The organism is Paraburkholderia sp. BR14312 (assembly GCF_040948675.1).
Taxonomy (GTDB): Bacteria; Pseudomonadota; Gammaproteobacteria; order Burkholderiales; family Burkholderiaceae; genus Paraburkholderia; species Paraburkholderia nodosa_A.
The window spans coordinates 330260-350790 of sequence record NZ_JBFPKI010000009.1; the positions used below are offsets into that span (position 1 = coordinate 330260).

Below are 20531 nucleotides of genomic sequence, written 5' to 3' on the forward strand. Positions count from 1 at the left end.
GCTGCGAGAAGTGTAGCCGGATCGGCGTCGGGCGTGCCTGATCGATGTCGCTCGATGCCGCGAAAAATGGCGCGTTGCACCAATCTTTACGGCAAGCCCTTCAGTATTTTTGGCGGCTTTACGGGGCGCGTTCACAAGCATAGAGTGGGTGGCTTCGCACCCCGACGCGACGTTTCTTTTCTTCTCATATGAAAGAGGAGTTGCCATGTCACTGCGGTTGCTCGCTGCCTTGCCCTTTATCGGCATCCTGCTAGGGGTGCCGTTCGTCAATCGCACCGAGCCGCTCGTGCTCGGCATGCCGCTCGTGCTCGCATGGATCGTCATGTGGGTGGTGCTGGCCGCGGTGATCATGGGGATCGTCTACCGGCTCGACCCAGTCAACCGGCTCTCGGGCGAAGCGGATGCGGAGGTGCGATCATGAGCGCCCTCATCATCATCGCGGCGATGACCTTCGTCGCGCTCTACCTCGGCATGCGCGCCCGCCGCGGGCACGACATGAACCTCGAGCAGTGGGCCGTGGGCGGCCGCAGCTTCGGCACCGCGTTCGTGTTCCTGCTGATGGCGGGCGAGATCTACACCACCTTCACGTTCCTCGGCGGCAGCGGCTTCGCCTATGGCAAGGGCGCGCCTGTCTACTACATTCTGGCTTACGGCACGCTTGCATACATCCTCTCGTACTGGATGCTGCCGCCCGTCTGGCGCTTCGCCAAGCAGCACCGGCTCGTCTCGCAGCCGCACTTCTTCGCGCGCAAGTACCAAAGCCCCGCGCTGGGCGTGCTGGTGGCTTGCGTGGGCGTGCTCGCGCTCGTGCCCTATCTCGTCCTGCAACTCAAGGGCCTCGGCATCATCGTGACGACGGCCTCGTATGGCGCGATCTCCTCCACCGCGGCGATCTGGATCGGCGCGGCCGTGGTCACGGCTTACGTGATCGTTTCGGGCGTGCGCGGCTGCGCGTGGAACTCGGTCGTGAAGGACACGATGATTCTCGCCATCGCCGTGTTCCTCGGCATTTACCTGCCGATTCACCACTATGGCAGCCTGAGCGAGATGTTCCGCGCCATCGACGCCGCCAAGCCCGGCTTCCTCACCTTCCCGGCACGCGGCCAGAGCGTGACGTGGTTCCAGTCCACCGTGCTGCTCACGGCACTAGGCTTCTTCATGTGGCCGCATACGTTCATGTCGGTCTACACCGCGAAGAACGAGCGCATCTTCCGCCGCAACGCGATGATCCTGCCGCTCTATCAGCTTATTTTGCTGTTCGTCTTCTTCTGCGGCTTCGCAGCCGTGCTCAAGGTGCCGGGCCTCAAGGGCGGCGACATCGACCTCTCGCTGTTCCGTCTCGCCCTGCAGACGTTCGATCCATGGTTCGTGGGCGTGATCGGCGCGGCCGGCGTGCTGACCGCACTCGTGCCGGGCTCGATGATCCTCACCACGGCTTCGACGCTGCTCGCGAACGACATCTATCGCGGCGGCCTCGCGAAGAGCGCGGACGACGCGCAAGTCGCGAAGCTCGCGCGCGTTTTCGTGCCGGTGATCGCGCTCGTGGCAGTCGGCTTCACGCTCAATGGCGGCGACACCATCGTCGCGCTGCTCCTGATGGGCTACAACTTCGTCACGCAGCTGTTCCCGGCGATGGTGTGCAGCCTCTCCGCGCGCAATCGCGTAACGAAGCAAGGCGCATTCTGCGGCATCGTGGCGGGCGTGCTCGTGGTGATCGTCACGACGCTCACGCATGTGAGCGTGGCTCAGCTGATTCCGTTCGCGCCGGACGCGCTCAAGGACGTCAACATCGGCTTCCTTGCGCTGTTCGTGAACGTGATCGTGCTGGTGGTGGTGAGCACGGTGACGCAGCCGCGCACGCATGTGGATCATGAGCATGCGCGGGCGCATTGATAGGGTGTAACGCGGTAGCGAGGCGGCCCAATCGGCGAGATCCGATTGGGCCGTTTTCCCTTTATGCCGCCTTGCGCGCTTCGGCGATGCGCTGCGGCGCCTCGGGACGCGCGTAGAGGCGTTCGAGATACGCCTGCAAGCGCGGGAAGCCCTCCAGCAGTTGCACTTCGTTGGCCCAGTCCATCAGATACACCGTCACGCAGTCGGCGACCGAAAGCTTGTTGCCGACGATGAACTCGCGTCCTTCGAGGTGCCTTTCGAGCACCGCGGCCATGCTGCTGAAGTCCTCCCGCGCGAGTTCGATATCGGCGGGACTGCGCTTTTCCGGTGGATACAGGAACGAATGCCGCGTGATTCTCCAGAGCGGCTGCTCCAGTTCGGTGACCGCGAACAGGGTCCAGCGATACGCCTGCGCGCGCTCGTCGAGATCCGCGGGCAACAGCGCCTTCTCTGGATATTTATCCGCGAGATACAGCACGATGGCAGCCGATTCGGGAATCACGCGGTCGCCGTCGATCAGCACGGGCACCTTGCCTGCGGGATTGATGCGCAGGTATTCAGGCCGCTTGTGCTCGCCTGCGAGCAGATTGACCGAGATGAATTCGAAATCGGCGTCGACTTCCTTGAGGCCCCATAGCGCGCGCTGCGAACGCGTGCCGGCAAAACCATAGAGTTTCATGACGCGCCTCCGTTCACACACCGGGAATCGGCAGAACGGGCATCACCTCGACGGCCTCGCCCGGAAAAATCGAAAAGTGCGGGTGGCCTTCGAACAGCTTCGCTGCCTCTTCGTGCGATGCAGCACGGAAAACGGTATAGCCGGTTAGCGCGTTAGATGTGTCCGCGATGCCATGCTCGCCAATCGATTTCGTCTTGCCGAGCGGGCCGCCCATATCGACGATCGATGCCTTGTGCTTTTCGACCCACGCGTGCCAGGCCGCAATGCCCTCCTTTTCCTTCGCGTGCCGATCGGCTTCGGAAAGCGCCGCCCATCCCTTCATGCGAGCGTTGTCTTTGGTACCGAGAAAAACAGCGAGAAACAGTTTCTGATCGCTCATGTGTCCTCCAACTGCTGGTCTGGTTGCTGGTCTGAAAACGGGAGCAACGGTATGTCGCCCATCCGGCCTTGACAGCATAGGTTGATATCAACATAATTGCAACATGGCACGCGCAAAGAAACTTCCCTTCGAAACCACGCTATTGGTGTGCGATTGCTGCCTGTGTCTGCATATGCAGCGGGCGGCACGCAATCTCGCGCGCATTTTCGACGACGTGCTGCGTCCGCTCGATCTCACGAACGGGCAGTTTTCGCTGCTGATGTCGCTGAACCGGCCGCATCCGCCCGGTATGAAAGACGTGGCGTCGCTGCTCGCCATGGACCGCACCACCCTCACGGCCGCACTCAAGCCGCTGGAGCGGCGCGGTCTCGTGGTCATCGAGCACGACCCGGAAGACAAGCGCAGCCGTCTGCTGAGCCTCACGGACGAGGGGCATCGGCTGCTCAACGCTGCGTTTCCGCTATGGCAGCAAACGCATGAGGAGATCGAAAAGGAGTTCGCCGAGGGCGAGGTGGACAAGCTGCGCGCGCACTTGCGCGCGCTTTCCTAGTCGTGGCGCTTTTGCGCCCCATACAGCTTCGAATCCGCAAACCCCTCCGCCTCGAGCACGCGCCCTACGAGAATGAGCGCGGTACGCTCGATATCCGTAGCGAGCACCTTCTGCGCGATATCCGCGAGCGTGCCCGTTACGCGTTCCTCGTCGGGCCAGCTCGCGCGATAAATCACCGCGACCGGGCAATCTTCGCCGTAGTGCGGCAGCAATTCCTCGACGATGCGCGCGATATGGCGCACGCCCAGGTGAATCGCGAGCGTCGCTCGGTGACGCGCGAGGTCGCCTAACTGCTCGCCTTCGGGCATCGACGTTTTGGTGGCGTAGCGCGTGAGAATGAGCGTCTGCGAAATGCCGGGCAGCGTGAGTTCGCTGCCGAGCGCCGCCGCGCACGCAGCGGTCGCGGTCACGCCGGGCACGACTTCATAAGGAATACCGAGCATACGCAACCGCCGGATCTGCTCGCCGATCGCGCCATAGAGCGACGGGTCGCCCGAATGCACGCGCGCCACGTCGAAGCCCTGGGCATGCGCGTTTTCGAGCAGCGCGACGATCTCGTCGAGCGTGAGCGGCGCCGTGTCCACCACCTTGTGCGCGCGGTGGCCCTCCAGCACGGCGGGCGGCACGAGCGAGCCCGCGTAGAGAATGACGGGGCAATTGCGCACGAGGCGCTGGCCTTTCACGGTGATCAGTTCAGGATCGCCAGGCCCCGCGCCGATGAAGAAAACGGTCATGCGTGGAAACTCCGCTGAATAGGGTTCGCGAGCGCGTCGATTGCCGCTTGCGCCGACGTGAATTCACGTTGCGCGTCGGGCAGCGGCGGGCGCTGCATCATCACCACGGGCAAGCCCATTTCGCGCGCGACGGCGAGCTTCGCTTCGGTCGCCGCGCCGCCGCTGTTCTTGCTGACCACGACGTCGATGCGCGCTTCGGTAAAGAGCGTGCGCTCGCCAACGGCCGTGAACGGCCCGCGCGCGTCGATGATGCGCGCACGGGCGTGGCCAGGATGCGCTTCGAGGCAACGAACCGTCCAGTGCTGATGCTCCGGCACCTCGTTCAGATGCGCAAGCGGCTCGCGCCCGAGCGTGAAGAGCGGGCGCGCGAACGGCATGACCGCTTCGACCACGCCGGCCCAGCCGCTCACCATGCGCCAGTCGTCGCCGGGCTGCGGCTGCCACGGCGCACGCCGCAGCGCCCAGTACGGCACGTGTGCCGCTTCGCACGCACGCGCCGCGTTGGCGCTGATCTGCGCGGCATAGGGATGCGTGGCGTCGAAAACCAGTGTGATGTTTTCGTCCGCGAGAAAACGCGCGAGCCCTTCGGCTCCGCCAAAGCCGCCCACCCGCACCGCGCAGGCGAGATCGGCGGGCACGCGGCCAAGGCCCGCGAGCGAGTAGACGTGCTGGGGGCCGAGCGTGCGCGCGATCGCCAGCGCATCGCCGGTGCCGCCGAGCAGCAGGATGCGCGCCGTCATGGCTTGACGGCCTCGTAAAGCGTGACGGGCAAGGCCTGACGCCAGGTGTCGAAGCCGCCCAGCGGCTGCGCCTCGCCGATGCCGACGCGCGTGAGCGTGCCGCCGTGCTGCGCGCGCCATGCCACGAGTGCCGCTTCGCTCTGCAACGTCACCGCGTTCGCGACGAGCCGCCCGCCGCTCGCGAGCGCCGCCCAGCACGCGTCCAGCACGCCGGGTACGGTCACGCCGCCGCCGATAAAGACCGCGTCTGGCGCGGCGAGCCCTGCGAGCGCGTCGGGCGCGCGGCCCGCAACGAGTTGCAAACCCGGCACGCCCAACGCCGCGCGATTGTGCTCGATGAAGCGTTGACGCTCGGCGTTCGCCTCGATCGCGATCGCGCGGCAAGCGGCGTGCGAACGCATCCATTCGATGCCGATCGAGCCGCTGCCCGCGCCCACGTCCCACAGCAACGCGCCGGGCGTCGGCGCGAGACGCGCGAGCGTGAGCGCGCGCACGTCGCGCTTCGTAATCTGACCGTCGTGTCGGTAGGCGTCGTCGGGAAGCCCTGGCGTGAGCGTCCAGCCGCGCGCGGGCGTCTGCGCACTATCGCTTTCGCATTCGAACGCGACCAGATTGAGCGCCGCGGCTTCTTCAACGTGCCACGCATCGGCGCGGCCTTCTATGCGGCGTTCGAGCGGGCCGCCCAGATGCTCGAACACGGCAAGACGCGTGGCGCCGAAGCCCGCTTCGGCGAGCAACGCGGCAAGCGCCGCGGGCGTGCGCCCATCCGCGCTCAACGCGAGCACGCGCGAGCGCGCGTAGAGATGGCGGCGCAGCGCATCGAGCGGACGACCGACGAGCGAGACCATCGCCGTATCTTGCAGCGCCCACCCCTTGCGCGCCGCCGCGAGCGAGAGCGACGACGGCGCGGGCAGCACGCGCATTTCACCGGGCACCACGCGGCGCGCGAGCGTCGCGCCCACGCCGAACAGCATGGGGTCGCCGCTCGCGAGCACGCATACGGACTGATTCGACTCGCGGTACGCAAGCAGCGCCTCGACGCTAAACGGCTGGGGCCACGCTTCGCGCCGTGCACGCACGCGCGAGGGCAGCATCGCCAGATGGCGTTCGCCACCCGTCACGATGGCCGCGTCGAACAGCACGCGCCGCGCGTCGCGCCCGAGCCCCGCGTATCCATCGTCGCCGATGCCCACCACCGTCAGCCATGCCTGCGTGCCCTGCATTCGCTCTCCCGCCGTTGCCTGTTTCTCTACACCGCCACGGACCCGCAGCCCTATTGTGGGGCGGAGCACGCGTGAAAACGGGCATAATACCGTGTCCGCCGGCGCCTTTAAGGCAGTTTTGCATGGGACCGGAGCTTTGCATGGGACCGGAGTAAGCGCTGAAGCGCTAACTCCGGATCGCAGCTTTGCATGGGACCGGAGTAAGCGCTGAAGCGCTAACTCCGGATCGCAATCAGGGAACACAGCAAGCTGTGGCCGCCCCGCGACTGTGAGCAGCGAGACCGCATCCACCCGAGCCACTGGTTTTACCGGGAAGGCCGATGCGGTTCACGTCCTGCGAGCCAGGAGACCTGCCGGCCGACTGTTCGCGCGAACCCATATCGGACGGGGTGTACCGATACCGCTGCCGTTTCCCGCCTGCCGTGCGGGCAACGCGCCGCTCCAGCGTGATGCTTACCCGGTAATGCCTTGAAACACGAAACGAAGCCTGTCTCGCCCGCTGCCGCATTGGCCGTGCTCCGCCCCTCGGCGTGCCCGGGGCTCCTGCGCGTGGCCGCGGCGCGCGACGGCGGCCTGTGCCGCATCCGCCTGCCTGGCAGCGCGCTGAGCGCCGCGCGTGCGCGGGCCCTCGCCGACGCAGCGTCGACGCACGCGAACGGCGTACTCGAACTGACCAATCGCGCGAACGTGCAGATTCGCGGCGTGCGCGCCGGCGAAGAAGCGGCATTGAGCGCCGCGCTGATCGACGCAGGCCTCGGCCCTGCCGGCATCGACGCCGCGAGCCCGGTCGAGCGTGCATGCGCCGCCGACGAATTGCGCAACGTGATGCTGAGCCCGCTCGCGGGCCTCGACCCTGACGCGTTGTGGGACACGACGGAACTCGCCGCCGCGCTCATCGACATGATGCAGCGCGAGCCACGCTTCGCCGCACTCTCGCCCAAGTTCGCGCTGCAACTCGACGGCGGTGAACGTGTGGCGATGCTCGAGCATCCGCACGACATCTGGCTCGCCGCGCTGCCTTATGGCGCAACGGTGCGCTTCGCGCTGGGGCTCGCAGGTTGCCCCACGGCGCAGCCAGTCGGCACGCTCGCGGCCGAAGACGTTTGCGCATCGATGCGCGCGCTGTTGCATGCGTTCCTCGATCTCGCGGACGCGGACGCCACCCGCATGCGCGACGTCCTCGCCACTCATTCGCTCGATGCGCTGCTACAGCGCGCGCAACAGCATGGCGAATGCGCGCTGACGCGTGACGACGCCACGCTGCACGCGTGGCGCCGCGCGGCGAGTCCAGCCGACCTGCGCCTCGGCGCGCACGCGCTGCACGCCGACGGCCGCAGCTACGTGGGCGCGCAGCCCGCGCTCGGCCGTATCGACGCGCCAACGCTGCGCGCACTCGCCGCGCTCGCGGAAGACTCGGGCGATGCGACGCTGCGCGTGACGCCCTGGCAAGGCGTGCTGCTGCCGAACGTGCCCGCGCACGCCATGCCCGCCGCGCTCGAACGCCTGCACGCGCTCGGTCTCATCGTCTCGCGCGCCGACCCGCTCGCGCGCCTGATCGCGTGCACCGGCTCGACGGGATGCGCAAAAAGCCGCGCGGACACGAAAGCCGACGCCCAGCGCCTCGCCGCCCTGCTGCCGCCCGGCGCCGAAGCCCACCTGAGCGGCTGCGAGCGCTCCTGCGCAGCCGCGCATTGCGCGCCGTTCACGTTGCTCGCCAGCGCCCCCGACCACTACGACCTGTACCAGCGCGACGATACGCAAAGCGGCTTCGGCCAGCTCGTCGCGCGCAGCCTGACGATCGAAGCCGCCGCGCTGGCACTCGCGCAGCGGCCCCGGAGTACCCAAGATGTCTGATTACATTCGCGACGGCCAGGCGATCTATCGCGAGTCGTTCGCGACGATCCGCGCCGAAGCCGACCTCTCGCGCATTCCCGCCGACCTCGAAAAACTCGCCGTGCGCGTGATTCATGCATGCGGCATGGTCGACGTGGTCGCCGACCTCGCGTTTTCCGCGGGCGCGGGCACGGCGGGCCGCAACGCGCTCGCGGGCGGCGCGCCGATTCTCTGCGACGCGAAAATGGTCGCTTATGGCGTGACGCGCGCGCGCTTGCCCGCGGACAACGCCGTGATCTGCACACTCGACGATCCCGCCGTCCCGGATCTCGCGCGCGAGATCGGCAACACGCGCTCGGCAGCCGCGCTCGAACTGTGGCGGCCGCATCTGGCAGGCAGCGTCGTTGCGATCGGCAATGCGCCCACCGCGCTCTTTTATCTGCTCGACATGATTGCCGCCGGCGCCCCACGCCCCGCGCTCATCCTCGGCTTTCCCGTCGGCTTCGTCGGCGCGGCCGAGTCCAAGGCGCAGCTCGCAGCCGAAAGTCACGGCGTGCCCTTCGTCGTCGTGCACGGCCGCCGCGGCGGCAGCGCGATGGCCGCCGCCGCCGTCAACGCACTCGCTTCGGAGACCGAATAAATGATCCGCAAAGGACGTCTGCACGGCATTGGCGTCGGCCCCGGCGACCCCGAACTGCTCACGCTCAAGGCGCTGCGCCTGCTCAAGGCCGCGCCCGTGGTCGCGTATTTCGTCGCGAAGGGCAAGAAAGGCAATGCGTTCGGCATCGTCGAGGCCCATCTCGAAGCGGAGCAGGAACGCCTGCCGCTCGTGTACCCCGTGACGACCGAAGCGCTCGAACCGCCGCTCTCGTACGAAGCGATCATCGCCGACTTCTACGACGGCGCGGCACAAACGCTTTCGCGCCATCTCGACGCCGGACGCGACGTGGCCGTGATCTGCGAAGGCGATCCGTTCTTCTACGGCTCGTACATGTATCTGCACGACCGGCTCGCCGCACACTACGAGGCCGAAGTCGTGCCGGGCGTGTGCTCGATGCTGGGCGGCGCGGCGGTGCTGGGCGTGCCGCTCGTCTACCGCAACCAGAGCCTCGCCGTACTCTCGGGCGTGCTGCCCGAGGACGAATTGCGCCGGCGCCTGGCCGACGCGGACGCCGCCGTAATCATGAAACTGGGCCGCAATTTCGACAAGGTGCGCCGCGTGCTGGGCGAACTGGACCTCGCGCATCGCGCGCTGTATGTCGAGCGCGCAACCATGGCGAACCAGCGCATCGTCCCGCTCGACGACGTCGATCCGATGGCTTCGCCGTACTTCTCGCTGCTCGTCGTGCCGGGGGTGAAATGGCAGTCGTGACGCCGCCCGCCATCGTCATTCTCGGGCCCGGCGCGCTCGCCACGGCGCGGCGCGTGCAGACGCTTTACCCAGGCGCGCAGGTCCATGCGCTGGAGGGCCGCGTGGCGGGCGATGTCGCGTTCAGCGAACTTGGCGCGCATTTGCGCGAATGCTATACGCGCGGCCTGCCCATCGTCGCGCTGTGTGCGGCGGGCATCGTGATCCGCTGCCTCGCGCCGCTCCTTGCCAACAAGGGCGCAGAGCCGCCGGTGCTCGCGCTCGCCGAGGACGGCAGCGCCGTCGTGCCGCTGCTCGGTGGACTCACGGGCGTGAACGTCATGGCACGCGAAATCGGCGCGGCGCTCGCGGTTGCGCCCGCCATCACGACGAGCGGCGAATTGCGCTTCGGCACCTGCCTGCTCAATCCGCCTGCGGGCTATGCGCTCGCGAGCCTCGCGCAAGGCAAGCGCTTCGTCTCCGATCTGCTTGCGGGCGCAGCGACACGCGTGGACGGCCACGCACCGTGGCTCGAAAATGTCGATCTGCCACGCGAGGCCGCGGCGCGCCATGCCATCCGCGTGAGCGCGCACGTCTGGGACGGCAGTCCCGACGACCTCGTCATTCATCCGCGCAGCATCGTCGCGGCCGTGGGTGCGCCACGCGAAGCGCTTGCCGATAACGTGCGCCGCGCGCTCGATGCGCACGGCCTCGCGCCGCTTGCGCTCGCGGCGCTCGTCGCCCCTGCTGCGCACATGCGCGATGCGTCGCTCGCGCAGGCGGCAGCGGAACTCGGCGTACCGCTGCGCTTCGTCGATAGCGAGGAGAACACGGCGCAAGCTACGCTCGCCGCCCTCGACCTCGCGGCGGACGTCGAGCGCTACACGCCGAACGACGACGGCGTCGCCCTCGCCTGCGCGGCTGCGCCGCTCGACCCGCTCACGTTGGGCCGCGCGCGCGGCAAGCTCACGGTGGTGGGCCTCGGCCCCGGCCGCGCCGACCTGCTTACGCCTGCCGCGCGCGCCGCGCTCGACAGCGCCACCGATATCGTCGGCTATGCAACCTATGTCGAGATGGCGGGCCCGTTTCGCGCGGACCAGCAGCGCCACGCCACCGACAACCGCGAAGAACTGCAGCGCGCCCGCCACGCGTTCGAGATGGCAAGCGAGGGCCGGCGCGTGGCCGTGGTTTCCTCGGGCGACCCCGGTGTGTTCGCCATGGCGGCCGCCGTGCTCGAAGCGCTCGAAGGCTCGGACGACGCACGCTGGCATGCCGTCGAGCTGGCTATCGTGCCAGGCGTTTCCGCAGCGCTCGCCACGGCGGCGCAAGTCGGCGCGCCGCTCGGCCACGACTTCTGCATGCTTTCGCTTTCCGACAACCTGAAGCCGTGGACGGTGATCGAAAAGCGCCTCCTGCACGCGGCGCAGGCCGATCTCGTGATGGCGTTCTACAACCCCATCTCGCGCGCGCGGCCCTGGCAGCTCGAGCGCGCGCTGGAAATCGTGCGCAGCGTGCGCGCGCCGCACACGCGCGTGGTGCTGGGCCGCGACGTAGGCCGCCCCGGCGAGACGCTGCGCGCCATGACCCTGGGCGAACTGCGTTCGGCGGACGTCGATATGCGCACGATGGTGATCGTCGGGTCGTCGGCCACACGCGGGTTCGCTCGTGGTGACGGCGGCGAATGGATTTACACGCCGCGTTGGTATCGCGAGGATGCCTAAAAAAGCGCTCACGCCTTCAAGGTAGGCAGCGCGTCGCGCGGGTCGGGTGGTGCACCCTCGAACTCGCGCGCTTTCACCTGATTGCGCCCCGCCTGCTTCGCGGCGTAAAGCTCCGCGTCGGCGGCGCGCAGCAGCGCCTGCGCGCCATCGCGCTTGTGCGGCACGCAGGTGGCGCAGCCAATGCTCACGGTCAGCGTGCCGTATTCGCTGTGCTCGTGCGCGATTCCGAGCGCCGCCACTTGCTGGCGCACCGCTTCCGCGATTTTCACGGCGCCGTCCGCCGGCGTGGCCGGCAGGACCGCGGCGAACTCTTCGCCGCCGTAGCGCGCAACCATGTCCGTGGCGCGGCGGCAGGCCTCGCGTATCGCGCGTGCCACGGCAGCGAGCACCTTATCGCCCTCTGCGTGCCCGTAGAAGTCGTTGAAGAGCTTGAACTTGTCGATATCGATGAAGAGCACCGAGAGCGGTTCGCCCGCGCGTCTCGCGTGCTGCCATTCGGTTTCGATGCGCAAGTCGAGCGCGCGCCGGTTGAAGAGGCCCGTGAGCGCGTCGGTAACCGCGAGACGTTCGAATTCTTTTTGCGTGGCGAGCCGCGTGCGCATCGACAGTGCGAGCAGCCACGACGAAGCCGCAATCAGCGCGCCGAAGATCAACGCCATCGGCGCATAGATTTGCAGGCGGTGCCGCCATGCGTCGAGCGCGCCGTCCACGGAAGGCGCGACCACCGCGATGAGCGTCGTGTGCGGAACACGCTTGAACGTGTAGATGCGTTCGACCTCGTCCTCCTCGCCCGCGGCGATGAACGAGCCGGCGCCCGCCTTCAGCATCGGCTGGATGTATTCCAGCTCGCCGACTTGCGCACCCAATTCGTAGTCCGAATAGGGACGGTGCGCGAGCATGGTCCCGTCGTTCAGCAGGATAAACGCGCTGCCCTTCGGGTCGACGTCGATCCGGTCGAACAGTTGCTGAAAATAGGCAAGCCGCAGCGTGAGCAGCACGACGCCGCCAAACGAGCCGTCGTATTCGGTCACGCGGCGTGACAGCGCAATCGAATATTGGCCTTCGCGCGTGCGCGAGCGAATCGGGTCCGAAATATACATGCCGACCGAGCGATCGCGCTGCACCGTGAAATAGTCGCGATCCGCCAGATTGACGCCGGGATACGCGCGGCCGTCCCGCGATTCCACGATATTGCCGCTCGCGTCGGCACTGAACGCGTCGTCGAGATACGCGCCGGCCGCCACGCGGCCGAACAGCAACTTGCGGCGGATGTCGGCCGGAAGCCCTTGCGTGCGCGGGTCGCGCGCGCTTTCGGCGGCATCGATCAGCAAAAGGTCGTAGATGCCGAAATTCGCCTCGAGGTCGTTCGACATCAGCGCAACGAGCGCGGCCGAATGGCGCTGCGTGCCGAAGATGGCCTGGGTGCGCTGCTGCATCAGCCCCAACAGCACGATGGCAACGATGGCCGCGCCGACTAGCGAGCCCATCGTGCCGACAATGAACGGATGGCTGCCCACCCACTGCATGAGCGCCCGGTTCCATTGGCGGAGGATTCGCAAACATCGTGTCCAGAGCTTCATGAGGCGTTTCCTCTTGCTCCGCGCGTTCCGTTGATACCGCTCGTACCGCGTGCCGGCCGATTACAGATCGCATTCAGGCGCCATCATACTGCGGCTCGCGAAACCGCCTTCGAATCGCGGCACATACTCAATTTCCCGGTCGTAGCGCCGTAAACCAGGTGAACCCGCGAAGTGAATTCGCGACGCGAACCGCTCACCGTCCACCCTGCGCCGATGACCAACCCGACCACTGAAGATCAAGCCGCGGCCACCGACGCCGCAGCCGACGCTGCAACCGAAGCCGCCCCGCTCACGCCGCAAGCCCTGCCGGTCGGCGAACCGCTCGCCTGGCCTGTCGTCGATCGGGACGGCGCCTTGCTGCTCGATGCCGGCTCGGTGCTGATGGGTGAAGCGGAACGCGACTTCCTGTTCCTGCATTTCGCGCCGCATCGCGGCGACAAGGAACGGCTCGAGGTTGCACCGGAGAGCGCGACGGCCGCGAATGGGGCTAGCATCGGCGATACCGCGGCCACCACGCGCGACATGCACCTGACCATCGGCGCGCTGATGGGCCTGCGTCCGCAGATGGGTGCGAGCGGCGCGCCGATGCACCCGTGCCGCATGATCGGTTTCGCGCCCAACGAGGCGCTCTTCGTGACGACGCCCTATGTCGATGGCCGCCCCGTCGCCATCACGCCGGGTGAAAACGTGGAGATCGTCGCGATTGCGAGCCAGGCCGTCTATCGCTTCGTATGCACCGTGCATGCGCTCAGCCAGTCGCCGCTCGACTATCTCGTGCTTTCGAAGCCCGCCAACATCCGCCGCCTGCGCGAACGCCGCTCGATTCGGGTGCGCGCGCAATTTCCCGTGCGCTACGGCATCGGCGAGGAAGGTGCGGGTTATGACGGCGTGGCGCTCGCGCGCGGGATCAGCGCGCTCGGGCTTTCGGTGAGCGCCGCGTGGGCGCTCGGCAAGGTTGGCGAGCGGCTGCGCGTGGCCTTCCAGCTGCGCTCGGGCGACAACGCAACGGCGATCGAAACCAGCGCTGTCATCCGCAACGTGCAAGCGGAAACGGGCGACCCCGCGCACGCGACGCTCGGCCTCGAACTCGACCGCCTCACGGCCGCCGAGCAAATGGCGATGAAAGTGTACGTATTCGATCGTCAGGACGACGTACTCTACTGGACCGGCAGCATGCGCTGACGCGCGTTCAGGCGAGCAGCGCCTGAGCGTCCAGGCACTCGCCGGCCCATGCTTGCGCGAGTGCCTCGCAGCGCCCCAGGCGCAGCGCGCCAAGTTCGCAATCAATCACCGTAACGTGGTCGGCGTGGCGTGGCCGCGCGGGCCACTGCGTCGTGCGGCCGTCGCTGAACAGCCAGAGATGGCGGGTGCGCGCCGGATCGCGGCGCGCGGCAGTGTCGAGCACCTGTGCCGCCCAGCCGATGCCCGCTTCGAGCGGCGTGCCGCCGCCCCCGCCGATCGGCTCGATCCAGCGCTCGTTCCACCAGCGCGGCACCGCGGGCCCGAACCTCAGCTCGGCGCCGGCACCCCCAAAAGCAATCAGCGCCACTTCCACACGCTCGGCGCGGGCGCGGTCGAATAGCGCGATCAACAACCCCTTGGCGAGCGCGAGCTGGCCGCGCGCGAGCATCGAAGCCGAGCAGTCCAGCACGAAGCAATGGAGCGCGCCGGACCCCGTCTTGCGTTTGGCGTAGCGGAAATGTCGCGCCTGCAACGATCCGGCGCGTTTGGCTGCGAGCGTGGGCGGCCAGGCGATGCGCTCGCCGTGCTTCGCAACTTGTGCGGGACCGCGTCCCGGGCCTTCTCGCCGTCGAGCGCCGCCCTGTGCCGAGGTGGCGGCCTGTGCCCGACGGGTCAGCGTTTTTTTGCGGGCAGCGGGATCACGCCCTTCACGGCCTTCGCCGCGACGGGCTCGGGCGGCAGCTCGCCCCAATCGGCATCCGATGATGTTTCGGTGTGCTTGTCTTCGTGCCTCGGCGAGGCGGGCGGCTGCGTCTCGGGTGAAGACGGCACATCGGAGCGCTGCGGCATGGCGTGCCGGCGATGCGCGAGCACGCAATCGGCAACCTCGTCGACGTGTTCCGGGCTCACCGCCTGCGCCCCTTCGAACGCGGCGAGCGCGCGCGCCGCACGCAGCATCACGAGATCGGCGCGCAAGCCGTCGACAGCGGCCTCGATGCAACGCTGCGCGGCGCGCTCGTGGACGGCGTCGCTCCAGTCGAGCTTGTCGAGCGCATCGCGGGCCGCCGCGATGCGCTGCGCGAGCGCGCGCTGTTCGGCCTCGCGCACCGCACAAAACGCCTGCGGATCGGCGTCGAATGCAAGCCGCGCCTTGACGATGCGTTGCCGTTCAGCGACGTCATAAGGCGTGCCGAGTTCGACCATCAAGCCGAAGCGATCGAGCAATTGCGGACGCAACTCGCCCTCTTCGGGATTCATCGTGCCAACCAGCACGAAGTGCGCGTCGTGCGTGTGCGACACGCCATCGCGTTCCACGGTATTCACGCCGCTCGCCGCCGCGTCGAGCAGCACGTCGACGAGCGCGTCGGGCAGCAGGTTCACTTCGTCCACGTAAAGCACGCCGCCGTGTGCGCGCGCGAGCAGCCCCGGCGCGAAGCGCACCGCGCTCTCGCGCAACGCCGCTTCGAGGTCGAGCGTGCCGATCAGCTTGTCCTCGCTCGCGCCGAGCGGCAGCGTGACGAACGCGCCTTCCGGCAAGAGCGCCGCGAGCGCACGCGCCGCCGTGGATTTCGCGGTGCCGCGCGGCCCGCTCACCAGCACGCCGCCGATCGCGGGGTCGATGGCCGCGAGCAGCAGCGCGCGCTGCAATGCCGCCTGGCCAACCAGCGCGGTAAAAGGAAAAGCGGGACGCGTGGCCGCTTCGCTCATGGTCCTGATCCTTCCAGATGCTGCCCGGCTTCGAGCAGACGGTGTTCGAGTTGTGCGCGATGCTCGCCCGGCTCCTGCCAGAGCCCGCGCTGGATCGCTTCGAGCAGGCGCTCGCACACGGCATGCAGCGCGTGCGGATTGTGGCGCTGCATGAATTCGCGCGTGTCGTCGTCGTGCACGTAGGCGTTCGCGACGAGCGCGTACTGATGATCTCCCACCACGCGCGCAGTCGCGTCATAGCCAAACAGGTAATCCACGGTCGCCGCCATTTCCGCCGCGCCCTTATAACCGTGGCGCTTCACGCCGTCGATCCACTTCGGGTTCACCACGCGCGAGCGGATCACGCGCGCAATCTCTTCGTGCAGCGGACGAATGCGCGGCGCGGCGGGGTTGCTGTGGTCCGCGTGATAGAGCGCGGGCTGGGCCTGCGAAAAATGCCGCGCCGCCACGGCCATGCCGCCCTGGAACTGGTAGTAGTCGTTCGAGTCGAGCAGGTCGTGTTCGCGGTTGTCCTGGTTCTGCAGGACCACGTCGAGTGTCGCGAGTCGCGCGCGGAACGCCTCGCTCGCCTCGTCGCCAGCGCTCTTTTGTGCGTAGGCGTAACCGCCCCACGCCTGGTACGCGTTCGCGAGATCGGCGTCGGTCTGCCACTGGCGATGGTCGATCAACGACTGCAAGCCCGCGCCATACGCGCCGGGGCGCGCGCTGAAGACACGCCAGCCCGCGCGGCGTCGCGCCTCGTCGGCGGCCATGCCGTTCGCGACCAGCGCATCGCGCTCGCGCAGCACGCGTGCGCGCAGCGGGTTCTGGTGCTCCGGCTCGTCGAGATCGGCCACCGCCTGCACGGCGGCGTCGAACAGATGCATGACGTTGGGAAACGCGTCGCGGAAAAAGCCCGATACGCGCAGCGTCACGTCGATGCGCGGCCGGTCCAGCGCCTCGACCGGCATGATCTCGAAGTCGGTCACGCGCTGGCTGCCGGCGGCCCACTTCGGCCGCACGCCGATCAGCGCGAACGCCTGGGCGATGTCGTCGCCGCCGGTGCGCATCGTCGCCGTGCCCCAGACCGAAAGCCCAATGGCGCGCGGGTAGTCGCCGTGCTCCTGCAGATGGCGCTCGATGAGTTGATGCGCCGATTTCATGCCGAGCGCCCACGCTGCTTGCGTCGGAATGGCGCGCGTATCGACGGAGTAGAAGTTGCGGCCCGTGGGCAGCACATCGGGGCGGCCGCGCGAGGGCGAACCACTCGGGCCTGGCGGCACGAAGCGGCCTTCGAAGCCACGACGCAGCTGGCGCATCTCTTCGGGGCCGCAGGCGTCGAGGCGCGGCAGCACGTCGTCGCGCAGGCGCGCGAGCACCTGGGCAGCGTGGGGCAGCGACGCAGTCTCCGCATCGCTTCGTTGACCTGAGCAAATGTCTTCGATCAGCGTGGCCGCGAGCATTTCCAGGCGTTCGCGCGTGTCGCCCGCATGACGCCATGGCGTATCGCTCACCGCTGCGAGCCGTGGTGGACGCGGGCCTTGCCACGGCGCAGCCCAATCGACCGTGGCCGGATCGACGAGGTAATCGATGCGCAGGTCTCGCGCGAGCGCATCGATGAGACCTGCGTTCGCGCCCTGCCCGTCCCCGCATGCGTATCGTCCGAGCGCGAGCAGCGTGTCGCACCGCTGCTGGCCTTGCGGCGATTCGCCGAACGTATGCAGGCCGTCGCGAATCTGCGCTTCCTTCAGCTCGCACAGGTACGCGTCGGCGCGCGTGAGCAATTCGTCTTCGCCAGCCTGATCCTGCGGCGCGGCGACGCTCAATTCCTCGTGCAGCCGATGCTCGATGATGGTCGCGAGTATGGTCTTGCGCAGCAGCTTCGCGCGGCGCGGGTCCACCATCAATGCTTCGTAATACTCATCGACCTGACGTTCGAGGTCTTGCAGCGGTCCGTAGTTTTCGGCGCGCGTGAGCGGCGGCATCAGGTGATCGATGATCACGGCCTGGGCGCGGCGCTTGGCCTGGCTCCCCTCGCCCGGATCGTTGACGATGAACGGGTACAGATGCGGCAGCGGCCCGAGCGCCATGTCGGGCCAGCAGGTGTCGGCGAGCGCCACGCTCTTGCCCGGCAGCCACTCCAGGTTGCCGTGCTTGCCCACGTGCGCGATGGCGTCGATGCCGAAGGTCTCGCGCAGCCAGAAGTAAAACGCGAGATACGCGTGCGGCGGCACGAGTTCGGCGTCGTGGTAGTTCGCGTAGGTGTCGTCGCCGCGCGAGCGCGAAGGCTGAATGCCCACGAACACCTGGCCACAGCGCCAGCCCGCAATCATGAAGCGGCCGCGGCGCACGGTGGGGTCGTCCTCCGGCACGCCCCAGCGCGCGATCAGCGCGTTTTGCGCCTCGGCGGGCAACTGCGAGAAGCGCGCGCGGTAATCATCGAGGGAAAGACTCTGCCATGCGGGGCGCAGCGCGCGGGTGTCGGGATCGTTCGTCACGCCCTGCGTGAGGATGCGCATGAGCGCGTCGCCGTCTTCGGGCAGATCGGCCACACGATAGCCTTCGTCACGCAGCATGCGCAGGATGCCGACCACCGAGGCCGGCGTGTCGAGTCCCACGCCGTTGCCAATGCGCCCTTCGCTCATCGGATAGTTCGCGAGCACGAGCGCGAGTTTCTTCTCCGCGTTCGGCAGGCTGCGCAGACGGCACCACCGGCGCGCCAGTTCGGCGACGAACGCCACGCGCTCGGCATCGGGCTGATAGCGCACGACATCGACCTGCGTCTCCTTGCAGTGGTATGCGAGGCCCTTGAAGCTGATCGCACGCGTAATCACGCGGCCGTCCACTTCGGGCAGCGCGATATGCATGGCGATGTCACGCGAATTCAGGCCGTGATTGTCCTTCACCCAGTCTTCGCGATTGCCGCCGCTCAGGATCACCTGGAGCACGGGCGCGTCGCCGGCGAGCGCGATCGGTTCGGGGTCGTCGAGCGACGAAGCCGCGAAGGCCGTGGTATTCAGCACGAGCGAGACGTCGTGCTCGGCCGCCAGTTGATCGAGCACGTCGCGGCTCAAAGTGTCCTTGAGCGACGTGATCGCAAGCGGCAGCGGGTTCAGGCCGCGCGCGAGCAGCGCGTCGATGAGGGCATCGAAAGCGGCGGTGTTCGCCGCCTGCAGATGCGCCTTGTAAAACAGCAGCGCGACGACCGGCGCGCCAGGTTGCCAGCGCACGCGCCATTCGTCGATGGTCGCGACGTCGCGCTGCGGGCAATAGAGCGCAGCGGCGGGCAACGCAATGGGCGGCGCAGGCTCGCTGCCCCAGTCGAATGCGCGCCACGCGAGCGCACGCAGGAACGATTCGGCGTTGCCCGCGCCGCCTTCGCGCAGATAACGCCACAGCAAGCGGCAAAACTCGGGCTCGGCGCGGCTCTTCGCGATGAGATTGGGGTCTTCCTGCAAGTCGCCCGAAAACATCGCGAGCAGTTGCCCGCGGCGCTCGGCTAGCGAGACGACCTGCTCGATGCCATATGGCCAGTACGTTTCGCCGCCCAGATGATCGACCACCACCACGCGCGCGTGCTGCAAGACATCATCGACGTAGAAGTCCACCGACGCGGGCTGGCGCAAATAGGTGACGTTCGCAAGCCGCACGCTCGGAAAACCTGCGGGCAGGCGCGGCACGACGCTTGCCAGCAGCGCGAGCGTCGTGTCCGCCGAACTGAGCACGACGATCTCGGCGGGCTGCTGGTCGATCCGGATAACGCCCTGCGTGTCATCGACGAAACCGCCTGGCGTAGTGCGCAGCAAATGCATGGGACGGCCTCGTCTAGCTCGGTGCGATCACTTCGCGCCCGCGGTCTGCACATTCGCCAGTGCGACATCGAAGGCCGCTTGCAGCGTCGCGCCATCGAGATCCTCTCCGATCAGCACGAAGCGGCTCGCAAGCGGCTGCGCCGCGCTTTCCTGCGCGTTCCAGCGGCGGTCGAAATAGCTGTCGAAGCGACGGCCCACGCCTTGAATCACGAGGCGCATGGGCGCGCCCGGCAACGCGGCAAAACCCTTCACGCGATAGATCGTGTGCGCATCGACGAGTTGCTGCAGCGCCTCGATCACAGTCTCGCGCGAAGCCGCATTGCCCGACACCACAACCGAATCGAACTCGTCATGATGATGATCGGGATCGTCGGCGGAACCGTGATGGTCGTGCCGCAGATGAATGCTCTCCTCCGAGGCCGCCTCGAGCCCGAGCAGCGTATGCAGATCGAGCTTGCCGTGCTGCGCGCGCACGATCTTCACCTGCGGCGGCAGCTCTTCGCGCAGTTCGGCGATGAGCGCGTCCTGGCCCGCAACGTCCAGCAGATCGGTCTTGTTGAGAATGACGAGGTCGGCCGCCGAAAGCTGGTCTTCGAACAGCTCGTGCAGCGGCGACTCGTGATCGAGGTTCGGGTCGGCGCGGCGCTGCGCGTCCACGGCCTGCGGATTTTCGGCGAACTGCCCGCTCGCGGCGGCGGGGCCGTCCACCACGGTCACGACCGCATCGACGGTGAACGCGTTGCGAATCGACGGCCAGTTGAACGCCTGCACGAGCGGTTTGGGCAGCGCGAGGCCCGAAGTTTCGATCAGCACGTGATCGACATCGCCGCGGCGTTCGAGCAGTTTCTCCATCACGGGGAAGAACTCTTCCTGCACGGTGCAGCAAAGGCAGCCGTTCGCGAGTTCGTAGAGCTGGCCTTCCGTTTCGTTGCCGTTCTCGTCGCAGCCAATGCCGCAACCGCGCAGAATCTCGCCGTCGATACCGAGTTCGCCGAATTCGTTGACGATGACCGCGACGCGCAGGCCGCCCGCGTGCTGGAGAATGTGACGCAGCAACGTGGTTTTACCGCTGCCGAGAAAGCCCGTCACGATCGTGACCGGAATCTTGCGCATTTGCATGAAGTGCTCCTTCGGCGCCAGGCCGTATCGAGGGGCATGGTGCGTCGCGCCT

18 protein-coding genes and 1 riboswitch are annotated in these 20531 nt (G+C 67.6%); of the genes, 8 read left to right on the forward strand and 10 right to left on the reverse strand.

Annotated features, from left to right (window positions below):
- Window positions 1-205: 205 nt before the first annotated feature.
- Window positions 206-421, forward strand: coding sequence for a DUF3311 domain-containing protein (locus tag AB3X98_RS25945; protein WP_028205546.1), 216 nt, complete (start codon window positions 206-208; stop codon window positions 419-421).
- Entirely contained in the window at window positions 418-1893 is a 1476-nt protein-coding gene (locus tag AB3X98_RS25950) for a sodium:solute symporter (protein ID WP_368602871.1), read from the forward strand. The genes AB3X98_RS25945 and AB3X98_RS25950 overlap by 4 nt, the downstream gene beginning before the upstream one ends.
- A 61-nt stretch (window positions 1894-1954) precedes the next feature.
- Here AB3X98_RS25950 and AB3X98_RS25955 read toward each other — a convergent pair whose 3' ends face one another.
- Together AB3X98_RS25955 and AB3X98_RS25960 are read right to left on the reverse strand one after the other, a co-directional pair.
- The gene (locus AB3X98_RS25955; RefSeq protein ID WP_368602870.1) at window positions 1955-2572 is read right to left on the reverse strand and encodes a glutathione S-transferase family protein; all 618 of its coding nucleotides are present in this window, start codon (window positions 2570-2572) and stop codon (window positions 1955-1957) included.
- A gap of 13 nt (window positions 2573-2585) precedes the next feature.
- On the reverse strand, window positions 2586-2951 hold the full coding sequence (locus AB3X98_RS25960; RefSeq protein ID WP_069266232.1) for a hypothetical protein: 366 nt from the start codon (window positions 2949-2951) through the stop codon (window positions 2586-2588).
- A 103-nt stretch (window positions 2952-3054) separates the two neighbouring features.
- Between AB3X98_RS25960 and AB3X98_RS25965 the strand changes: the two genes are divergently transcribed.
- On the forward strand, window positions 3055-3501 hold the full coding sequence (locus AB3X98_RS25965) for a MarR family winged helix-turn-helix transcriptional regulator (RefSeq protein ID WP_368602869.1): 447 nt from the start codon (window positions 3055-3057) through the stop codon (window positions 3499-3501).
- Here AB3X98_RS25965 and cobM read toward each other — a convergent pair.
- The 3 genes from cobM to cbiE are packed head-to-tail and all read right to left on the reverse strand — an operon-like array spanning window position 3498 to window position 6198.
- Window positions 3498-4235, reverse strand: coding sequence for a precorrin-4 C(11)-methyltransferase (gene cobM, locus AB3X98_RS25970; RefSeq protein WP_368602868.1), 738 nt, complete (start codon window positions 4233-4235; stop codon window positions 3498-3500). The genes AB3X98_RS25965 and cobM overlap by 4 nt on opposite strands.
- Window positions 4232-4975, reverse strand: coding sequence for a cobalt-precorrin-6A reductase (locus AB3X98_RS25975; protein ID WP_368602867.1), 744 nt, complete (start codon window positions 4973-4975; stop codon window positions 4232-4234). Before AB3X98_RS25975 ends, cobM begins: the two co-directional genes overlap by 4 nt.
- On the reverse strand, window positions 4972-6198 hold the full coding sequence (cbiE, locus tag AB3X98_RS25980; protein ID WP_368602866.1) for a precorrin-6y C5,15-methyltransferase (decarboxylating) subunit CbiE: 1227 nt from the start codon (window positions 6196-6198) through the stop codon (window positions 4972-4974). Before cbiE ends, AB3X98_RS25975 begins: the two co-directional genes overlap by 4 nt.
- Window positions 6199-6383: 185 nt before the next feature.
- Window positions 6384-6571, forward strand: a riboswitch (cobalamin riboswitch).
- Window positions 6572-6666: 95 nt separating this feature from the next.
- Here cbiE and cobG point away from each other — a divergent pair.
- From cobG to cobJ, 4 genes are read left to right on the forward strand one after another with little or no spacing between them, the layout of a single operon-like run.
- Window positions 6667-8052, forward strand: coding sequence for a precorrin-3B synthase (gene cobG / locus AB3X98_RS25985; protein ID WP_368602865.1), 1386 nt, complete (start codon window positions 6667-6669; stop codon window positions 8050-8052).
- A complete protein-coding gene (locus AB3X98_RS25990) occupies window positions 8045-8671 on the forward strand; it encodes a precorrin-8X methylmutase (protein WP_368602864.1) in 627 nt (208 codons plus the stop codon). The genes cobG and AB3X98_RS25990 overlap by 8 nt, the downstream gene beginning before the upstream one ends.
- Window positions 8672-9403, forward strand: a complete 732-nt coding sequence (locus AB3X98_RS25995) for a precorrin-2 C(20)-methyltransferase (protein ID WP_368602863.1) — start codon at window positions 8672-8674, stop codon at window positions 9401-9403. It abuts the gene before it with no gap.
- Window positions 9391-11100 (forward strand): precorrin-3B C(17)-methyltransferase, encoded by a 1710-nt coding sequence (gene cobJ / locus AB3X98_RS26000; RefSeq protein WP_368602862.1) that lies wholly within the window; start codon window positions 9391-9393, stop codon window positions 11098-11100. Before AB3X98_RS25995 ends, cobJ begins: the two co-directional genes overlap by 13 nt.
- Before the next feature lie 8 nt (window positions 11101-11108).
- Here the strand turns inward: cobJ and AB3X98_RS26005 are convergent, their stop codons facing one another.
- Window positions 11109-12680 carry a diguanylate cyclase gene (locus tag AB3X98_RS26005; RefSeq protein WP_368602861.1) on the reverse strand — a complete coding sequence of 524 codons (1572 nt, stop codon included), beginning with the start codon at window positions 12678-12680 and terminating at the stop codon, window positions 11109-11111.
- 171 nt (window positions 12681-12851) lie between these two features.
- Between AB3X98_RS26005 and AB3X98_RS26010 the strand changes: the two genes are divergently transcribed.
- Window positions 12852-13862, forward strand: coding sequence for a flagellar brake protein (locus AB3X98_RS26010; protein ID WP_368602860.1), 1011 nt, complete (start codon window positions 12852-12854; stop codon window positions 13860-13862).
- Between the two features lie 7 nt (window positions 13863-13869).
- On the opposite strand, the gene AB3X98_RS26015 is transcribed toward AB3X98_RS26010, so the two are convergent.
- The 4 genes from AB3X98_RS26015 to cobW all read right to left on the reverse strand — a co-directional run bounded on the left by AB3X98_RS26015 (window position 13870) and on the right by cobW (window position 20479).
- The gene (locus tag AB3X98_RS26015) at window positions 13870-14394 is read right to left on the reverse strand and encodes a VWA domain-containing protein (protein ID WP_368602859.1); all 525 of its coding nucleotides are present in this window, start codon (window positions 14392-14394) and stop codon (window positions 13870-13872) included.
- A 140-nt stretch (window positions 14395-14534) separates the two neighbouring features.
- Window positions 14535-15569, reverse strand: coding sequence for an ATP-binding protein (locus AB3X98_RS26020; RefSeq protein ID WP_368602858.1), 1035 nt, complete (start codon window positions 15567-15569; stop codon window positions 14535-14537).
- A complete protein-coding gene (cobN, locus tag AB3X98_RS26025) occupies window positions 15566-19360 on the reverse strand; it encodes a cobaltochelatase subunit CobN (protein ID WP_368602857.1) in 3795 nt (1264 codons plus the stop codon). Before cobN ends, AB3X98_RS26020 begins: the two co-directional genes overlap by 4 nt.
- Window positions 19361-19387: 27 nt before the next feature.
- Window positions 19388-20479: a cobalamin biosynthesis protein CobW gene (gene cobW, locus AB3X98_RS26030; protein ID WP_342946460.1), complete on the reverse strand. Its 1092-nt coding sequence runs from the start codon at window positions 20477-20479 to the stop codon at window positions 19388-19390.
- Window positions 20480-20531: the final 52 nt, after the last annotated feature.